This window comes from Bacillus sp. FSL R5-0712 (assembly GCF_038593285.1).
In the GTDB taxonomy this organism is placed as follows: domain Bacteria; phylum Bacillota; class Bacilli; order Bacillales; family Bacillaceae; genus Bacillus; species Bacillus safensis.
Genome location: NZ_CP151981.1, coordinates 2,081,388 through 2,099,961 on the forward strand (window position 1 = coordinate 2,081,388; position 18,574 = coordinate 2,099,961).

At 41.6% G+C, this 18,574-nt stretch carries 21 protein-coding genes; all 21 read right to left on the bottom strand.

The genetic code is table 11. The features are described 5' to 3' along the window. Positions 1-6: 6 nt before the first annotated feature. The 21 genes from trpA to NSU11_RS10490 all read right to left on the bottom strand — a co-directional run bounded on the left by trpA (position 7) and on the right by NSU11_RS10490 (position 18,568). Complete coding sequence (trpA, locus tag NSU11_RS10390; protein ID WP_149126517.1) at positions 7-810, bottom strand: tryptophan synthase subunit alpha; 804 nt, start codon at positions 808-810, stop codon at positions 7-9. Next, complete coding sequence (trpB, locus tag NSU11_RS10395) at positions 807-2,006, bottom strand: tryptophan synthase subunit beta (protein ID WP_122631040.1); 1,200 nt, start codon at positions 2,004-2,006, stop codon at positions 807-809. Before trpB ends, trpA begins: the two co-directional genes overlap by 4 nt. Next, complete coding sequence (locus tag NSU11_RS10400; RefSeq protein WP_187470525.1) at positions 1,987-2,655, bottom strand: phosphoribosylanthranilate isomerase; 669 nt, start codon at positions 2,653-2,655, stop codon at positions 1,987-1,989. The genes trpB and NSU11_RS10400 overlap by 20 nt, the downstream gene beginning before the upstream one ends. Continuing rightward, positions 2,652-3,404, bottom strand: a complete 753-nt coding sequence (gene trpC / locus NSU11_RS10405) for an indole-3-glycerol phosphate synthase TrpC (RefSeq protein ID WP_149126515.1) — start codon at positions 3,402-3,404, stop codon at positions 2,652-2,654. The genes NSU11_RS10400 and trpC overlap by 4 nt, the downstream gene beginning before the upstream one ends. Further along, entirely contained in the window at positions 3,397-4,419 is a 1,023-nt protein-coding gene (gene trpD / locus NSU11_RS10410; RefSeq protein WP_024422802.1) for an anthranilate phosphoribosyltransferase, read from the bottom strand. The genes trpC and trpD overlap by 8 nt, the downstream gene beginning before the upstream one ends. Then, entirely contained in the window at positions 4,391-5,938 is a 1,548-nt protein-coding gene (gene trpE, locus NSU11_RS10415; protein WP_149126514.1) for an anthranilate synthase component I, read from the bottom strand. Before trpE ends, trpD begins: the two co-directional genes overlap by 29 nt. A 231-nt stretch (positions 5,939-6,169) precedes the next feature. Continuing rightward, entirely contained in the window at positions 6,170-6,553 is a 384-nt protein-coding gene (aroH, locus tag NSU11_RS10420) for a chorismate mutase (RefSeq protein WP_024422804.1), read from the bottom strand. Next, on the bottom strand, positions 6,550-7,641 hold the full coding sequence (gene aroB, locus NSU11_RS10425) for a 3-dehydroquinate synthase (protein WP_025093055.1): 1,092 nt from the start codon (positions 7,639-7,641) through the stop codon (positions 6,550-6,552). Before aroB ends, aroH begins: the two co-directional genes overlap by 4 nt. Continuing rightward, entirely contained in the window at positions 7,641-8,813 is a 1,173-nt protein-coding gene (gene aroC, locus NSU11_RS10430) for a chorismate synthase (RefSeq protein WP_024422806.1), read from the bottom strand. The genes aroB and aroC overlap by 1 nt, the downstream gene beginning before the upstream one ends. 73 nt (positions 8,814-8,886) lie before the next feature. After that, a complete protein-coding gene (locus tag NSU11_RS10435) occupies positions 8,887-9,666 on the bottom strand; it encodes a protein-glutamate O-methyltransferase CheR (RefSeq protein WP_024422807.1) in 780 nt (259 codons plus the stop codon). Positions 9,667-9,811: 145 nt separating this feature from the next. Then, a complete protein-coding gene (gene ndk / locus NSU11_RS10440; RefSeq protein WP_024422808.1) occupies positions 9,812-10,258 on the bottom strand; it encodes a nucleoside-diphosphate kinase in 447 nt (148 codons plus the stop codon). A gap of 129 nt (positions 10,259-10,387) precedes the next feature. Further along, complete coding sequence (gene hepT / locus NSU11_RS10445) at positions 10,388-11,350, bottom strand: heptaprenyl diphosphate synthase component II (protein WP_024422809.1); 963 nt, start codon at positions 11,348-11,350, stop codon at positions 10,388-10,390. Between the two features lie 24 nt (positions 11,351-11,374). Beyond that, positions 11,375-12,079: a demethylmenaquinone methyltransferase gene (locus NSU11_RS10450; protein WP_024422810.1), complete on the bottom strand. Its 705-nt coding sequence runs from the start codon at positions 12,077-12,079 to the stop codon at positions 11,375-11,377. Between the two features lie 3 nt (positions 12,080-12,082). Continuing rightward, entirely contained in the window at positions 12,083-12,850 is a 768-nt protein-coding gene (locus NSU11_RS10455; RefSeq protein ID WP_149126512.1) for a heptaprenyl diphosphate synthase component 1, read from the bottom strand. Between the two features lie 115 nt (positions 12,851-12,965). Beyond that, positions 12,966-13,196, bottom strand: coding sequence for a trp RNA-binding attenuation protein MtrB (mtrB, locus tag NSU11_RS10460; protein WP_008344541.1), 231 nt, complete (start codon positions 13,194-13,196; stop codon positions 12,966-12,968). A gap of 24 nt (positions 13,197-13,220) precedes the next feature. Further along, positions 13,221-13,790, bottom strand: coding sequence for a GTP cyclohydrolase I FolE (gene folE, locus NSU11_RS10465; protein WP_003215789.1), 570 nt, complete (start codon positions 13,788-13,790; stop codon positions 13,221-13,223). 190 nt (positions 13,791-13,980) lie between these two features. Beyond that, positions 13,981-14,259, bottom strand: coding sequence for a non-specific DNA-binding protein Hbs (hbs, locus tag NSU11_RS10470; RefSeq protein WP_003215863.1), 279 nt, complete (start codon positions 14,257-14,259; stop codon positions 13,981-13,983). Between the two features lie 374 nt (positions 14,260-14,633). After that, complete coding sequence (gene spoIVA, locus NSU11_RS10475) at positions 14,634-16,112, bottom strand: stage IV sporulation protein A (RefSeq protein ID WP_008344534.1); 1,479 nt, start codon at positions 16,110-16,112, stop codon at positions 14,634-14,636. A gap of 204 nt (positions 16,113-16,316) precedes the next feature. After that, a complete protein-coding gene (locus tag NSU11_RS10480) occupies positions 16,317-17,042 on the bottom strand; it encodes a hypothetical protein (protein WP_024428087.1) in 726 nt (241 codons plus the stop codon). An 18-nt stretch (positions 17,043-17,060) separates the two neighbouring features. Further along, a complete protein-coding gene (locus NSU11_RS10485; RefSeq protein ID WP_024422813.1) occupies positions 17,061-17,264 on the bottom strand; it encodes a DUF2768 domain-containing protein in 204 nt (67 codons plus the stop codon). Positions 17,265-17,530: 266 nt separating this feature from the next. Beyond that, the gene (locus tag NSU11_RS10490) at positions 17,531-18,568 is read right to left on the bottom strand and encodes an NAD(P)H-dependent glycerol-3-phosphate dehydrogenase (protein ID WP_024428086.1); all 1,038 of its coding nucleotides are present in this window, start codon (positions 18,566-18,568) and stop codon (positions 17,531-17,533) included. Between the last annotated feature and the right edge of the window lie 6 nt (positions 18,569-18,574).

Sequence of the window (18,574 nt, forward strand, 5' to 3'; positions counted from 1 at the left end):
TTCACCTCATTTGAATGAATAGAGGGGACTAAATGTTTTTGCATATGTTTCAAATTCCCTTAAAGCCTCTTGGCGTGTATCACTTGCCAGCAATTGTTCTTGAAGCTCTTCAATTTTTTTCACAAGTGCACTTCCGACAACAACACCGTCACTCAGTTTATTCATTGAGTCTACCTGCTCTCTTGTTGAGATGCCAAAACCGACCGCAACCGGTATGCGACTCAGCTGTTTCACTTGTTGAATAAAATCTGTAATTGACGCGTCAAAGGATTGTCTGACACCTGTTACACCAAGAGATGAAACACAATACACAAAACCTTCTGCCTGCTCTACAATGTTTACTAATCGTTCCTTGCTTGTTGGTGCAACGAGTGAAATATATGAAATGTCATGTGTTTGACAATTCTTTTGCAGCTCGCTGCTCTCTTCAAACGGCAAGTCGGGTGTTAAGAGTCCCGAAATATGATTTTTGCGCAGTAAAGCGAAAAAGTATTCTGTGTCTAATTGTAACACAGGATTATAATACGTAAATAGAATTACAGGAATTTTTACACCGTTTTTTTTCATCTTCCCTGCTAATTCTATCGCTTTTACGATATTCATGCCATGATTTAGAGCTCTTTTGGAGGCTCTTTGAATGACAGGACCGTCTGCTAATGGATCGGAATAAGGAACACCGAGTTCAATCGCATGTGCACCGGCTGCTTGAAGGGAGATAGCTAAATCAATTGTGATGTCTTCTGACGGATCTCCAGCTGTGACAAATGGGATAAATAATTTTTCGCCTTGCTCTAATTGAAATCTAATCATTTTGTTTTCCCCTCACTTTCGAGCACGTTCATTAATGTATGCACATCCTTATCGCCTCTTCCTGACAGGCAGACAAGGACGATTTCATCTTCATTCATCGTCTTGCTTACCTCAAACGCCTTGGCTAGTGCATGTGCAGATTCAATTGCTGGCAGAATTCCTTCTTTTTCAGTCAGCAGCTTTAGTGCATCTAGTGCTTCTTGATCTGTTGCACTCACATATTGAACCCGCCCGCTCGCATGTAAATATGCGTGTTCTGGTCCAATTCCCGGATAATCTAAACCAGCGGAAATAGAATATGGCTCAATAATTTGGCCAAATTCATCTTGAATTAAATATGTCAAAGACCCGTGGATCACACCTTTGGTTCCTTTCGTGATGGTTGCAGCATGGAGCGGCGTATCGATTCCTTTTCCAGCTGCCTCTACACCAATGATATCTACCTCTTCATCTAAAAATGCCCGGTACATTCCAATGGCATTACTTCCGCCGCCAACACAGGCAATGACTTTATGAGGAAGTCTTCCTTCTTTTTCAAGCAGCTGCTCTTTTGCTTCATCACCAATCATGCGCTGGAACTCGCTGACGATTTGAGGATACGGATGAGGGCCTACAACGGAGCCGATCATATAAAAATGATCACTGCAGTGCTGAACCCAATAGCGGATGGCTTCGTTGGTTGCATCTTTTAGTGTGCCATTTCCGCTTGTGACAGGTATGACTTCAGCGCCAAGCAGTTTCATTCGGAAGACATTGAGTGATTGTCTTTCCACATCTTCTTTCCCCATAAATACCGTGCAGGATAACCCGAACTTAGCGGCCACCGTTGCAGCAGCTACTCCGTGCTGGCCCGCGCCTGTTTCTGCGATGATGTTTGATTTCCCCATTTTTTTCGCAAGCAGGGCCTGCCCAAGTGCATTGTTAATTTTATGAGCACCTGTGTGATTTAAATCTTCTCTTTTTAAATAGATTTTTGCGCCGCCGAGGTATGCTGATAATTGGTCAGCATATGTAAGCGCAGTTGGTCTGCCTGAATAGTTTCGAAGTAGTGATACATATTCTGCTTGAAAAGCAGGGTCTTCTTTTAATTCACGAAATGCCTGCTCGATTTCTGCAAGTGGCTGCATGAGCGTTTCCGGGACAAATTTCCCTCCGAATTCTCCGTATCTGCCAATCTCATTTGGATATGCGTACATCATTTAACATCCTTTCTTCGAGCGCTTCGATCTTAGCGCTGCTTTTCTTTCCGTTTTCTTCTATTCCGCTTGAAAGATCGATCGCTTCTGGACCATAGGCAAGGAGCTCTGCTATCGTTTCTGGTGTGATGCCGCCTGCAATTATGCAAGTTTTCTCCAGCCGTTTTGCATGCTTAACGTATGCAGGCACCGCCTCCCAAGCAAAAGCTGTTCCAGAGCCGCCTCTCATCCCTTTTACTTTCGCATCAATGAGAAAGCCATCGACAACAGGTGCAAATTCCGTCATTTTTTCAAGCGTGTTTGTGATATTGGATGCGTGGTGGAACACTTTCCAAACGACAGCCCCTGTTTGTTGTTTGATTTCTTTAGCGTCATCCTGCGTTTCATCTCCATGAAGCTGTACAATATCTAAAGGTATATGTTTTGTGATCTCACACACTTTTTCGATCTTTTCATTTACAAATACACCGGCAATTTTTTTCTCACACTTTGTTTGGATGAGCCATTGTTTCACTTGAACTGGCTGGACTTGTCTTTTACTTGGAGCAAAAATAAATCCAATGGCATCTGCGTGAGATTGCGCAATACATTCCACATCATCTTGTGACACTGCCCCGCAATATTTTACATAAGGCTTCATCCTGTTCATTCTCCAAACAATGTCTGAACGGCTTTTTCTTGTGAATGTTCTCTCATTAATGATTCTCCTACAAGAACTGCACCCGCTCCATGTTTCTTCACAAAGGCCAGATCATCAAATGTTTGAATACCGCTCTCACTCACTAGTAAAACATCTTTCGGAACAAGGGGTGCGATCTCTTTTGTTTGTTCGACTGTTGTTGTAAATGTATTTAAATTCCGGTTGTTCACTCCAATGATTTCAGGAGTGAACAACTTTAAAATATTTTCCAGTGTATCTGCTGCATGTACTTCGACAAGGACATCAAGGCCTTTCTCTTTCGCTTCAGCATAGAGCTCTTGCAGCTTTTGCGGCTCAAGTACTTCTCCAATTAATAAAATGGCATCTGCCCCTATACGTCTTGACTCTTCTACCTGTATGGAGTCAATGATGAAATCTTTTCTTAAAATTGGACGATCTACGTGTTTTTTAATGAGGGATAAGTATTCGTTTTTCCCTTGAAAGAACGGTTCATCCGTTAAAACAGATAAGCAATCAGCGTTTGATTTTTCGTAAGCTTTTGCTGTTTGTAAAGGATCAAAATTCGGTTGAATGATTCCTTTGGAAGGAGACGCTTTTTTCACCTCCGCAATGAGACCAATTGAGCGATGAGGATTCATGAGTGCTTCTTTAAATGATCGTCTTTCAAAGTGTCCATCTACTGGTAACTGCAATGTTTGAATATGTTCTTTTTTGCGGGCAATGATTTGATTAAGCATAGATCTCTTCCTCTCTCGTTTTTTGTTTTAATCGAGCCAATTGTTCTTTGGCTGCGCCGTTTTTAATCGTTTCAATCGCTTTTAATGTTCCGGCCATGAGGCTTTCTGACTTCCCTGCGACATATAAAGCCGCTCCAGCATTCAGGGCTGTAATATGAAGCGGCGCCCCTTCTGTTTGATGATTCAATATATTCTGAATCAATTTAGCACTCTCTTCCGGTGATTGGACCTGAATTTCTGATAAATATCCTTTTTGCAGCCCAAAGTCTTCGGGATTGAGTGTATATTCTGTCATGACATCTTTTTTGAGTTCAATCACATATGAATTTGCTGTAATCGTTAATTCATCCAGTCCATCTTCTCCGCAAACAAACAGCACATGTTCTGGCTCTAACGGTGCAAGGGCTTCTGCCATTAATTTTGCCTTTTCCTTTGAGTAAACACCGATGATTTGCTTTTTGGCTTGCATTGGGTGGCAAAGCGGGCCTAAGAGATTAAATACCGTCCGGAAGCCGAGCTGCTTGCGGACTGCGGCTACTTGTTTCATAGATGAATGATACAATGGTGCAAATAAAAAACCCATGTTTTTCTCTTGTATTTGTCTTCTTGTTTCTTCTGGTGTGGATTGAATATGAATCCCAAGACACTCTAGTACATCGGCACTCCCGCTTTTAGAAGAAACTGATCGATTTCCGTGTTTGGCGATTTTGGCTCCAGCAGCGGAAGCGACAATGGCAGCGGCAGTTGATATATTAAAGGTGGAGAGTCCATCGCCTCCTGTGCCGCAAGTATCTACTACATCAAGCGCTCGTTCCATTGGTGCTGCATTTTGCCGCATGGCTTTCACAAAACCCGTCATTTCTTCAGCGGTTTCTCCTCTATGCGCTAAAATCGAGAGACTCGCAGCGACTTCAGCATCTGTTAAAAAGCCGCTCATCATATCATGCATGAGTTTATTTGCTTCATTTTCTGATAGAAAGCCTCCATTAACAAGAGCTGATAGTCGGTGATTCATCCTGCACACTCTCCTTTTCTGAGAAAATATGTTCCGCAAGCTGAATGGCTTTCAGAAGTGCTCCTGCCTTGTTACAGGTCTCTTCCCATTCATTTTCTGGGACAGAATCAGCCACAATGCCGGCGCCTGCTTGTATAGAAGCGGTCTGATTTTTGACGCTCATCGTACGAATCGTAATACAGGAGTCGATATTGCCGTCGAATCCAATATAAGCAATACAGCCGCCATACGTTTCCCTTGGCTCAGGCTCCATTTCATTTAATAATTGCATCGCTCTTATTTTCGGGGCACCTGTTAATGTGCCTGCTGGGAATGCGGACATGAGCGCATCAACTGGATGTGTATCCCGCTTTAGCTTTCCTGTCACAATGGAGATGATGTGCATGACATGAGAGAAGTTCACTACTTTTGTAAAGGTTGGTACGGACACACTGCCGTATTCTGCCACACGGCCTACATCATTTCTGGCAAGATCCACTAACATGTAATGCTCGGCTTTTTCCTTTTCATCTTCAAGCAGCTCTCTTGCTAGTTCAGCATCCTCTTCTCTTGTTGTTCCTCGTTTTCTTGTGCCAGCAATAGGATGAATTTCTAAATGACCATTTTTGGCATGGATTAATCGTTCTGGCGAGCTGCCGACTAAATCACGATCTTTTAATTTCATAAAATACATATAAGGAGATGGATTCACAATCCGAAGCACGCGGTATAACTCAAATGAACTCACTGATACAGGGATATCAAATCGCTGCGAGAGTACGCCTTGAAAAATGTCACCTGCTCGAATGTATTCTTTGATTTTTTCTACGTCTTTTAAAAATTGCGCTTTTTCATAGGTTGACGTCACATGTTCAAAGGATGGCGGCTCATTCATATTCCCTGATAAAATCAGTTCTTTCATATCAACCTTTGAATGGAGCTTGTGAATCATCTGTTCAAGCTGTTTTTGATTTTCTTTGTAAGCTCGAATTTTTTCGTCTTCTGTTTCATGTCCGGCCAGCTGAGTGTATTGGATAAAATGAACATGATTTGTTTCATGATCAAAGGCAATCATCGTTTGGCAGACAAATAATGTGCAATTTTCTGCCAGCGATGCGCTGCGGTGAGGCCTGACAGAAGGTTCAATGTTTGGGATCAGATCGTAGCTTAAGTACCCAACAGCCCCGCCTGTAAATGGGATATCAATATCTGGCGTTTTGATTTGATATTGCTCCTTCATCCAATCCAGCAGTTCTTTCAGCTCTTGCTTTTGCATGACTTCCTGCCCCGCAGCGTCACGTGCAACGTATTTGTTTTGGTCATCATGTAAGGTTAAAAACGGGTGCAGTCCAATGAAGGAATATCTCGACCAGCTGGAAGACTCATCTTTGCTTTCTAGCAAATACACAATATCTTGTTTGAGTTTTTCAACAATTTGAATCGGTGAGAGCGTATCGACTGTAATGGTTTCAACAATTGGGATCGTTTTGTAGGACTCACTGTCCTTTAAAAATCGGGTCAGGTTTGATTGGGAATTCATAAGCACACTCCTTAAATGGGATTAAGGAGAATGAGGGGACATATAGAGGGTTTGTATGAGTATACGAAATAAGCCTAAAAGAGGGTTGCTCTTTTAGGCAGTATGATTAAATAGAAGTATCGTATCTCTGCTCAACTCTACTCATCTCAACTACCCTAGTCTCATTCTCATCTTCTCTAAGCTTGCAATGCCGTTTACACCTGTGTGTAAACTTCGGCTGTTCATATCGTATTATAATTCCTTGTTTTTTGTCAACTGTAAATCAGGGCGAAGCGTCACAGCTTCTTCCAAGTATACATGCTGTATGTCTTCCTGCTTTGTATCCGTCTGGACAGTCATTAAGACACGAATACATTGCTTTAAACCGCCATCAATGTCCAGTTCCTGCATGCAAGTAACTGGTACATATGTCCATCCTTCAAACTGACGAAGTGCTTTTGCCGGAAAAACGGAGTGAATATCTTGTGTAGCTGAAATCAAGATCTGCACGACACGTTCTGGATCTACTTGGTTTCTTGAAATGATCGCTTCTAACAGCTGTTTCGTTTTGTTTAACACTTCTGTTTCTGTATCTTCTATTACAGTTGTAGCCCCACGTATCCCGCGAAACATCATAGACATCCCTCCTCCCGTTTCCATTCTTCGAGCCAGTAGTGCAGCTCATCTTTTGTGAAAGACTGCAAGGTGACGTCTCCAACCTGTTTTAATAAAACAAATTGAACACTGCCGCCCCTTGCCTTTTTATCTCCAATCATCCGGTCAACAAAAGTTTTTGTGGAAATATCTTGTGTGACTTTGACCGGGAACCCGAGCTCTTTCATCCACTCTTTTAGTTCCAAACGATTAAGGCTGAGTCCCAGCTGCTTTTCGCTCACATACAGTGCAAACTGCATGCCGATTGCAATGGCATCTCCGTGTGTGATGGCGCCATATCCATACTCTGCTTCAATGGCATGCCCGAGTGTATGGCCTAAATTCAAAAATGCACGCACACCTTGTTCTTTTTCATCTTCTTGAACGATAGACGCTTTGACTTGAATGCCTTGATACAGCATATGTGCCAGCTCGCTTTTTGATAAATCCGTCAAAGAACGAATGGCCATGAGTTCTGATAAAAATTCTTCACTTGAAATCAGTGCATGTTTGATGACTTCTGCAAAACCTGATCTTCGTTCAATTTGAGATAGTGTCTCAAGCATACTAGTATCATAGATCACAGCTTTCGGCTGATGAAACGCACCGATTAAATTTTTACCGAGCGGATGGTTGATCCCTGTTTTCCCGCCAACTGCACTATCATGTGCCAGCAGTGTGGTCGGCACTTGGATAAAATCAATGCCTCTCATATAAGTGGCAGCAGCAAAGCCAGCCAAATCTCCAATTACGCCGCCTCCCAGCGCAATGATGCAGGAGGAACGATCAAGCTGAAATTGAATGGCTTTCGTATGAATATGCTCAAATTCGGCAAAGGATTTTGACTGCTCTCCGCTCGGCACAACCACTTTGTTCACAGGCCACTTCTGCTGAAGTAAGCGAACCATCTCATCACCATAAATGGCATCAACAGCTGCATCTGTGACGATTAAGAGCTTCGTATAGGAATGCCCAGTGGAAGTTATCAAGTCGACGATATTGCGTTTAATCCCATCACCGATAAATACAGGATAAGTGGCTGAAGACGTCTTAACTTCCAGTGTTTTCATTAAAATTCCCTCTGAAGCTGGCGCATTTTCTCAACATTTTCTTTAATGCGGTCGATTTGGTCAAGGCCAAACTGCTCCACAACTGCATTGGCAATTTCCCATGCAACGACTGCTTCTGCAACAACACTTGCAGCAGGAACAGCACAGCTGTCAGATCGTTCAATACTTGCAGAGAAAGGTTCTTTTGTTTCAATGTCAACGCTTTGAAGCGGCTTATAAAGCGTTGGGATTGGTTTCATAACCCCTCTTACGACAATTGGCATACCCGTTGACATTCCGCCTTCAAGACCACCTAGGCGATTTGTTTTTCTCGTATAGCCCTTTTCTTCATCCCAGATGATTTCATCATGGACCTCACTGCCATTTTTAGAGGCTGCCTCGAAGCCAATACCGAATTCAACCCCTTTAAAAGCGTTGATACTAAGTACAGCACCAGCAAGCTTGCTGTCCAATTTACGGTCGTAATGAACATAGCTGCCAACCCCAACCGGCATCCCTTCAACGATGACTTCAACAATTCCGCCAATTGAATCGCCGTTTTTCTTCGCTTCATCAATTGCATCCATCATTTTCTGACCTGCTTCACTGTCATAGCAGCGAACAGGTGATTCTTCTGTTACCTTCTGCAAATCTTCAATAGACTCATATGCTGTATGAGCTGCTTTCACTCCGCCAATTTCAAGAACGTGGCCAGCTACTTTAATCCCTAGATGCGCCAAGATTTGTTTGGCAACTGCGCCTGCTGCTACGCGAACAGTTGTCTCGCGGGCTGATGAGCGCTCTAATACGTTTCTCATATCACGGTGTCCATATTTGATCGCCCCATTTAAATCCGCATGTCCTGGTCTTGGACGGGAGATTTGACGCTTCATTTCACTTTCTTCTTCTTCTGTGATCGGCTCTGCCCCCATCACCTTTGTCCAATGCTTCCAGTCGTTGTTTTCAACAACAAGTGCGATTGGGGAACCTAATGTTCTCCCGTGGCGAACACCACTTAACACTTTCGCCTGGTCTTTTTCAATCTGCATTCTTCTTCCGCGGCCATGACCTTTTTGTCTTCTAGCCAATTCATAATTGATGTCATCCTGCTCTATGTAAAGTCCCGCTGGAACTCCTTCAATAATTGTGGTCAGTTGTGGACCATGTGATTCACCTGCTGTTAAGTACCTCATGACTCAATCTCCCTTCATCGCATTAACGCTTTTAAGTAAAAATATAATAACACACTTGCTACTAAAAAGTCAGCTACATACCCTTCTTTTGATAAAAGAAAGTATCAGCAGATGTCAGTCCAAACTTTTCTGGGTGAAAAATTTGCTCTGTAGAACCAACAAATAATACGCCATTTTGTTTTAAACTGCTGCTCATTTTTAAGTAAATTTCTTCTTTTGCCTCTTCAGTAAAGTAAATCAGTACATTTCGGCAGACGATGAGGTCAAGCTGTTTTTCATATGGATCTGCTAAAAGGTTGTGCTTCTTAAATTGAATATGCTTTCGAACCTCATCCTTCACAGTGTAAAATGAAGAATCTTCTTTTGTGAAATATTTTTGCTTGATATGATCTGGCACCTCTTGCAGAGAGCGTTCATGATATCTGCCTTTTTGAGCTGACTGCAGAACTTTATCATCAATATCAGTTGCAATAATTTGGAAGTCTTTCACAAGAGGATGACTTGACAGCAGCATGGAGAGTGTATATGGCTCCTCTCCTGTCGAACATGCTGCACTCCAAATCTTTAGGGTGCCGCCATTTTTCGAAAGCAGCGGCAGGATTTTTTGATCAAGTACTTCCCAGCGCTGATAGTTTCGGTAAAATTCTGACACATTTATCGTCATGCGGTCCATCGTCTCATCTAATAATGCTCTGTCCTTTTCAAGCGCGGCCGCGAATGCTTCAAAATCTTTATATCCTTTTTTATCATAAAGTGATGTTAATCTTCGTTTCATTTGTGCTTCTTTATATAAATTTAAATCAACCCCGGTTAGTTTTTTCCATTTTCCAACAAATACTTGATATGGATCCATCAATGTCCTCTCCTGTCTCATCTATCTTTGTCCTAGTATAGCTGTTTTTATCGAAAATTTGTATCTTCTCATGAGAAATTTCGTGTAGAAAGTTCAATATAAAAAAAGCCAAAGTGCTCATTAGATGAACACCTTGGCTTGAAACTTAATAAATCCAGCTTGAGATGGTTTGATCCCAGCTTGTGAGTTCTTCTTGTTTGAAGAATAAGTTAATTTCTCTTTCAGCACTTTCTGGTGAGTCTGACCCATGGATAATGTTTTTCCCAACAGTCAATCCATAGTCTCCTCTTATTGTGCCTGGAAGCGCTTCCTTTGGATTTGTTTTGCCGATAATCTGTCTTGTCACGTCTACTACCTGTTCACCTTGCCATACCATTGCAAATACAGGTCCTGACGTAATAAAGTCAACCAATTCCCCGAAAAACGGTTTTTCTTTATGCTCTCCGTAATGGGTTTCTGCTACTTCCTTTGGAATACTCATTAGTTTTGCACCAACAAGCTGAAGCCCCTTTTTTTCGAATCTTGACACAATGTCACCGATTAATTGTCTTTCCACACCATCAGGTTTGACCATAAGAAATGTTTTGTCCATATACGTTTTCCACCCCGTCGTTATGTATGTATAGGCTTACATTGTTACAAAGTGATCGTATCATTTTTTTTTATAATAATCAATTTTTGACATAAAATTTCACAAAAAAACCAATCAACATCACGTTGATTAGAATTTTCGTTTCCCAATATATTTTGCAATGGAGGCGAGTGACGTTCTCGCACGTCCTCGAGGAAGTTTGTCGAGCTGTTCAAAAGCTTTTTTCAAATACATTTCACTCACTCGAATCGAGCGGTCGATCGCATCTGTTTGTTTGAGGCTTTCAATGACAGGCTCCAGCTGCTTCTCCGTCGTTTCACTATTGATCAGCTTCAATTGACCTTCTAGTGTCGGATTTTTCAGTGCATATAAGACTGGGAGTGTGACATTCCCTTGTAAAAGGTCTCCTCCGACAGGCTTGCCCAGCTCTTCTTCAGTTGATGTGAAATCAAGGACATCATCAATGATTTGATAGGACATGCCGACATAGTATCCAAACCAATAGAGGGCTTTATGTGTTTTTTCATCTGTACCTGCTGCAATGGCGCCTAATTGACAGCTGCCTGCAATGAGCAAGGCTGTTTTTCGTTTGATTCTTCTTAAATATGTACGGAGGTTTTGATCCATATTATATTTATCTTTCACTTGCTCTATCTCACCAAGACAAAGCTCGACGACCATTTTTGACAAAATTTCATGTGCCATTGGGTGATTGATTTTTGTCATGTATTCAAGTGATCTCGCAAACATATAATCCCCTGTGTACATGGCAATTCTGTTATCCCATTTTGCCTTTATCGTTGGTTTGCCTCTTCTCAGCTCTGCATCATCAATGACATCATCGTGAACAAGTGATGCCATATGAATCAGCTCGAGGGCAACGGCAACATATTTAATTTTATTAATGTCATAGTCACCAAACATGCCTGAAAGGAGAACAAAAACGGGGCGGATTCGTTTTCCGCCCGCTTGCAGCAAATGAAGACCTGCTTCACTTAATAATGCATAATCAGAGCGAACTGTTTGTTCAAGCTCTTTTTCAATTATATCGATATCATGATTTAAAAAAGAGATCATTGCTTTTAATTTCATTATCTTCACCCAAATATCGTTTATTCAAAGCTTCTTTCCGATATGTGTTGCTGCTACACCGCCTGTAAATGGATGATACGAGACATCAGACAACCCGGCCTCTTCGAACAGAGCCGCCAGCTCTTTCATGCCAGGGAACGTTTTGGCTGATTCTTGAAGCCATGAATACTCCTGATAGCTTTTGGCAAACAATTTACCAAAGAGCGGCATAATGTATTTGAAATAGATGTAGTAGCCCTGTTTAAAGCCGATCATCTCAGGCTGTGAAGTCTCGAGACAGACAACCATTCCGCCAGGCTTCACTACTCTTGTCATTTCCTTGAGCACTGTTAAATAATCAGGAACGTTTCTAAGTCCAAAACCGATGGTGACATAATCAAATGAGTTGTCCTCAAAAGGGAGCTCCATCGCATTGCCATGAAGCAATTCAATTTGTTTGTAGCCCCCAGTCTTCACCTTCGTTTCTCCAACACTCAGCATGTTTTTACTGAAATCAAGGCCTTTGACCTCGCCTTTTTCTCCAACAGCATCTGCAAGCGCAATTGTCCAATCGGCTGTCCCGCAGCATACATCTAATGCTTTAGACCCTTTTTGCACATTCATAAGTTTCATTGTTTTATCGCGCCATTTTTTATGCTGTTTAAAGCTGATGACAGAGTTCATTTGATCATAGTTTTTATAAATTTTTTCAAATACACCGTGTACTCGCTGTTCTTTTGATTGCTGCATGACTTACCCTTCTTCCACTTTCTGATGGTACGCAGGCTCATTTTTCATATGATCCAAGCGATTTAATAGCTCTTTTTGAACGACCGGAGATGAAACAAGATGCTCCTTGATCGTTCGTTTGGCCTTTTCATAGCCTTCATTCTCAAAATTGTCAAAGCACGAATAGGCGTCCCTATAACGATCGTTCAAAAAAAGTTTTAAATGTTTGTCATTTTCTGCTTGTTTCATGAAGCGTTTATAAACAAGAAAACGACTTGCAATCTCATTCCAATGCGTTAATTGAAAATGCTCAGAAATCCTTTGGAAAAGCGCAGATTCAACTGTAGCTACACTTTTGTAAAAGTGCGCTGCATCTTGAATGGACCGGTCATACAGTCTAATTTTATGTTCATTGATCTCTTTGATCGCCGTAGCGAGCGTGCGGATCATATAAATGTCTTTCATGTCAGAGAGAAGAGAATAATAGAGACCGCTGAAATAGTCTCCTGCCAGGATGGTCAGCTGACGATTTTTGAATTCGTCTTGCTTGATGGCTGCAGCAGTTGTGACTTCGTCATGGGTATCAAGGGCAATTTGCACAAGCATCGCCGTTAAAATATAATTTTCTTTTTTCTCTGCATCAATTTGAGCTTCTTCAAACATTGCATGAAAAAGAAGGAGCTTATCTTCATCGATGAGTGGTGCGCGTAAATGCTTCGCCAAATAAGGATGAGAAAGCTTTTTATTTAATTTTATATTTAGATTAGATAAAATTCCGTAGATGTCTTGCAAAGATATCACCCTTGTCCCAAAAAATTACAGTTTCATATGTAGACCTGCACATTGTATAGAGATTTATTATACCATATCAGCTCTCACTTTTATGCTATCAAGTGCTACAAGTTCTTTATTTCTTTGCTTCGCTTTGAATTTCGCCGAAGCTTGTTTGAATGACAGCATCGCCTCTTACTTTGATCGCTGACGTATGCTCAGTAAATTGTGCAATGATCACTTCACCTTTATCGAGTTTCTCGGAATGGTGAAATCTTGTATCAGAGCCTCTTGTTAGGCCGATGACGTTTACACCATTATCAATGGCTTTAATCACCACAAAATCAGATGCTTTATTTTCACTCATTTTGTTCACCTTCCATCTATTGAATTAGTCGTTTTTAATAAAGGAAAGCACTTCTGCTCTTGCGGCTGCATCATTTGCAAATGTGCCGCGGACGGCTGATGTGACTGTTTTAGCGCCTGGCTTTTTCACTCCGCGCATCGTCATACACATATGCTCTGCTTCAACGACAATCATCACGCCATGCGGATTAAGTGTTTCCACCATACTATCTGCAATGGTTGATGTAATGCGTTCCTGAAGCTGCGGGCGTTTAGCCACGGCTTCTACAGCTCTTGCCAGCTTACTAAGTCCCGTTACTTTTCCTCCGCGCGGAATATAAGCAACATGGGCTTTCCCGTAGAAAGGCACAAGGTGGTGTTCACACATTGAATGGAAAGCAATATCTTTTACAAGGACGAGTTCTTCGTGGTCTTCGCCAAAAATGGTTTTAAAATGTTCTTTTGGATCTTCATTTAATCCCGAGAACACTTCTTCATACATTTTTGCGACTCGTTTTGGGGTATCAAGAAGTCCTTCACGATCCGGATCTTCTCCGATTGCTTTTAATATATCGCGTACCGCGTGTTCAATTAATTCTTTATTTATTTCACTCATGTATTATATCCTCCAAAGGCGATTACATTTCATTCAGATTCTAGCACACTTCAGATCCTAAAAGCAAAGGAGAGCGTTCTAAACGAACCTTTTGATTCAAAAGGAAAAGCCCCTTATGAAAGGGGCTTTTCTAGACCAGTGTGAAACTGTATATGTATAACTCCTTCAACAGGATCATTACACATAACGATTATTTACCTGCCACCGCGTCTTTAAGTGCTTTACCTGGTTTGAAAGCAGGTACTTTGCTTGCAGGGATTTCGATCTCTGCACCAGTTTGTGGGTTACGTCCTTTACGAGCTGAACGCTCACGTACTTCAAAGTTACCAAAACCAATAAGTTGGATTTTGTCACCATTTTTAAGTGCATCTAAAATTGTATCAAAAACAGAATCAACTGCTTTTGTCGCGTCTTTTTTAGATAACTCGCTTGCTTCAGCAACCGCGTTAATAAGTTCTGTCTTGTTCATGCCTTTCACCTCCTCCCAAAAATATGCATTCAGTAGATTGTTATCATTTCTTCACAATTCATCTTCTTTCTATACCCTTTTTCAGAAAAAAAGAGCGTCTAGAAAGCGTTATACATGGCTTTTCATTAGAAAACATCTCTTTGAAGGAATGTTTGTCCAACAAAGTGAAGATTTTCTGTAAGTAGATTAACACATATGAAATACCATATCAAGCATTTTAAAGGGAAGAATCCTTATTCGTCAAGGATTAAGGGCACTTTTGCGAACGAATATTCCTAATTTCAGCCTGAATCTGACTAATCTTTATACAATTGTCTTTTTATGACTCATTCTACACGCAAAAAAAAGACCCCATCAATGAGAGGTCTCACTTGCTATAAAATAATCGCGATCAAACCGCCTGATCCTTCGTTAATGATTCTTTCAAGCGTTTCCTTCAGCTTATATCTTGCGTTTTCCGGCATGAGAGACAGCTTTGCTTGAATGCCTTCTCTGACAAGGGAGCTGAGGGAACGGCCAAATATATCTGAATTCCAGATCGAAAGCGGATCATCTTCAAAGTCTTGCATTAAGTAGCGGACGAGCTCTTCACTTTGTTTTTCTGTTCCGATAATCGGTGCAAATTCGCTCTCTACATCTACTTTGATCATATGAATAGATGGAGCGACCGCTTTTAATCTCACGCCGAATCTTGATCCCTGCCTAATGATTTCCGGCTCATCTAAACTCATATCTGATAACGCTGGCGCTGCAATCCCGTAACCAGTCTGCTTCACCATTTTTAATGCGTCTGATACTTGATCATATTCTGTCTTAGCATGAGCAAAGTCTTGCATGAGCTCTAGAAGATGGTCTTTTCCTCTAATTTCTACACCAACCACTTCTTTTAAAATATGATCATATAGATCATCTGGCGCATACAGGTCAATCTCCGCAATCCCCTGACCCATTTCAATTCCTGCTAAACCCGCTCTTTCGATAAAATCAAATTCACTGAATTGACCAACGACACGGTCGACATCTCTTAATCTTTTAATATCCTTTACAGTTTCCTTTACTGAATCCTGATAGCTCTCTCTCAGCCAGTGATCTTCTTTTAGCACCATCACCCAGCTTGGCAGGTTCACATTCACCTCTAGAACTGGGAATTCATATAATGCTTCACGAAGAACGCTGAGTACGTCTTGCTCTCTCATACTTTCTACGCTCATGGCGAGTACTGGAATATCATACTTTTGGCTAAGTTCCTGCCGGAGCGCTTCTGTTTCAGGATGATATGGCCTCACAGAGTTAATGACCATAATAAACGGCTTTCCAACCTCTTTGAGTTCATCAATTACACGTTCTTCAGATTCAATATAATCATGTCTTGGAATTTCTCCAATGGAACCATCTGTTGTAATGACTACACCTATTGTTGAATGCTCTTGAATGACCTTGCGTGTACCAATTTCCGCTGCTTCATGAAACGGGATTGGCTCTTCATACCACGGCGTATTGATCATTCTTGGGCCATTTTCATCTTCATACCCGCGCGCACCAGGGACAGTGTATCCCACACAATCGACAAGTCTGATGTTGACATCAAGGCCGTCACTCACGTGAATTGATGCTGCTTGATTCGGTACAAATTTTGGCTCTGTGGTCATAATGGTTTTTCCTGCTGCGCTTTGCGGCAATTCATCCTGTGCTCTTGCACGATCTGCCTCATTATTGATATTCGGGAGCACCACGAGCTCCATAAACTTTTTAATAAACGTAGATTTCCCTGTACGAACAGCGCCAACGACTCCTAAATATATATCGCCTCCTGTTCGTTCAGCGATATCCTTGAAAATATCGACTTTTTCCAAGTGATCCCCTCCCGGACTTGCTATCCTCGTTTTCAAATTAAATACTCTATTCTTCAATCAAACTGTGCTTGAAAGGTGTCTGGACAATATATGTGTATGACGTTGTCCTATTTGAATATGACACCTTTTTGTTTTGAGAGTAAGTTTAGCCATAAAAAAACCTTTCTCCTCATTTATATGCAGAGGAAAAAGGTTCATTCTTGTTTATGACGTCTTTTTTTCTAAAAAGGCAGGCTCACCTTTTTTGTTGATGGTATATGGGACAGAAAACGCGGGTACAAACGGGGTTTCCTGCCAATATACATCTTGAATGTTTTCACCTGGTTTCAGCTTTTGCTTCGTATTCTTCAAAATGTGAGCAAAATCACTGCGGTAGTCCACATAGATGTCACCGTTTGATGAAATCAGTAATGGGAGGGAATTCCCTGTCACAGGACTTATCACCGCAGGCGGCGATTTTAATCCTAGTTTTTTTTCATTTAACGTATATAAATTGGCTGATACGACTTTGCCGTATGGCGGATATGTATGTTCATCTTGATACATCTTGATTCTAAGCCGTAATTCATTGATGGTCTGTGTCATTTTGACATCAAGCAGTTTCACTGTGGGTTTCTTTTCGACGTCTGTGAGGACATAAATATATTCGCCCCCGCCTTCATAAGATGTAGACGGTACATCGTGTAAATATCTTGGTGACAAGCGCTTAAAGTCGATGACATATTTCTGATAAACCGGCGTGTCTGCTTCTTTCGTTTCTATAGGCAAAAGACCATTTGTTGCTTTTTGAAATTCCTCAATCGCTGTCTGTACACTTTGCAGCTGCTCTTCGTATGGCACCCGGTTCTCAGCTTTGCGATTTTCTGGATACAGACATCCTGTTAATAAAATAAGTGCTAACAGTGTGACACTGACTTTTGCTTTGATCATCACATTCTTCCTTTTTCTTTATTCATTGACCGGTCCGCTAAAGACAACTAAAAACACAATGATACCTGATATCAGCATCAAGCTGTATGCAACGGTCGAGGCCGTTATTTTAAGAAATTTGCTTTTCAGCTTAAACCTGCTGAGATAAATGGTTACTACGGCTAAAAACATGAGCCCCATTGAACCAAGCGCAAACCACATCTTGATTAAAGCAAAACTCATCGTGCCTGTCCCCCTTCAAAACGAACGAATTGTAAGCGTTTATATTTCATTTTAAACCAAAAATAAGGTAAATATCAATCATTTTTCCAATCATTCAGAAAAAAGCGCATAAAAAAACTGAAGCAAAGAGGGGGACTCTGCTTCAGTCATTGGATCGACTATTTTCCTCATTCTGTAGAGGCAAAGCTCTATTCAAACTTCATTGCTATGTTATGCAAGTCTTCCCCTTCTTGCATCCTCTACATGCCTAAGTTCAGTCTTTCCTTTTATTTTGTTTGGTTTTCAAACATGTTCACAAGGTCTTCCATCTCATGTGTTTTCACACGTGCCATCAATGATTCTACAGCATCGTCCACCTTTTTCCCCTCAAACAGGACGCCGTAAAGAGCCTCTGTGATCGGCATGCTGACCTTGTATTCTTTGGAGAGCTGATAAGCGCCTTTTGTTGTGCGGACGCCTTCGACAACCATGCCCATTTTTTCAAGCACTTCTTCGAGCTTATATCCTTTACCGAGTAAATTCCCGCAGCGCCAGTTACGCGAATGAACACTTGTACATGTCACAATCAAATCGCCAACGCCTGTCAATCCAGCAAATGTAAGGGGATTCCCTCCCATTTTTGTGCCAAGACGTGCGATTTCAGCAAGTCCTCTTGTGATAAGCGCCGCTTTTGCATTGTCACCATATCCAAGTCCGTCTGTGATACCAGCCGCAAGAGCAATGATATTTTTCAATGCGCCGCCAATTTCCACCCCAATCACATCAGGGTTGGTGTACACTCTAAAATGATTGTTCATGAACAAATCTTGAACAAATTGAGCTGCTTCAATGTTTTCTGACGAGACAGTGACAGTTGTCGGATGACGCAGACCTACTTCTTCTGCATGACTCGGCCCTGATAGGACAACGACAGCCTCTCTTTTCTCAGATGGGACTTCTTGTTCAATCATTTGAGAAATTCTAAGAAGTGTATCTGGTTCAATTCCCTTACTGACATGGACAAATGGCACCTTCGATGAGATCAGCTCATTTGCCTGCTTCAATACCTCACGAATGGCCTTTGTTGGCACAGCGACAATAACCGCCTCTGTCCCCTCTAAAGCCTGCTTCATATCGGTTGTCGCCTGAATAGACGCTGGCAGTTCGACATTTGGCAAGTAATCATGATTTTCATGTTTCTCATTGATTTGATCAATGAGCTCTTGTCTATGTCCCCACATGTGTACATCATGATGATTATCAGCTAATACAAGCGCAAGAGCTGTTCCCCAGCTGCCTGCTCCAAGTACTGAAATTTTCTTCATCCTGCT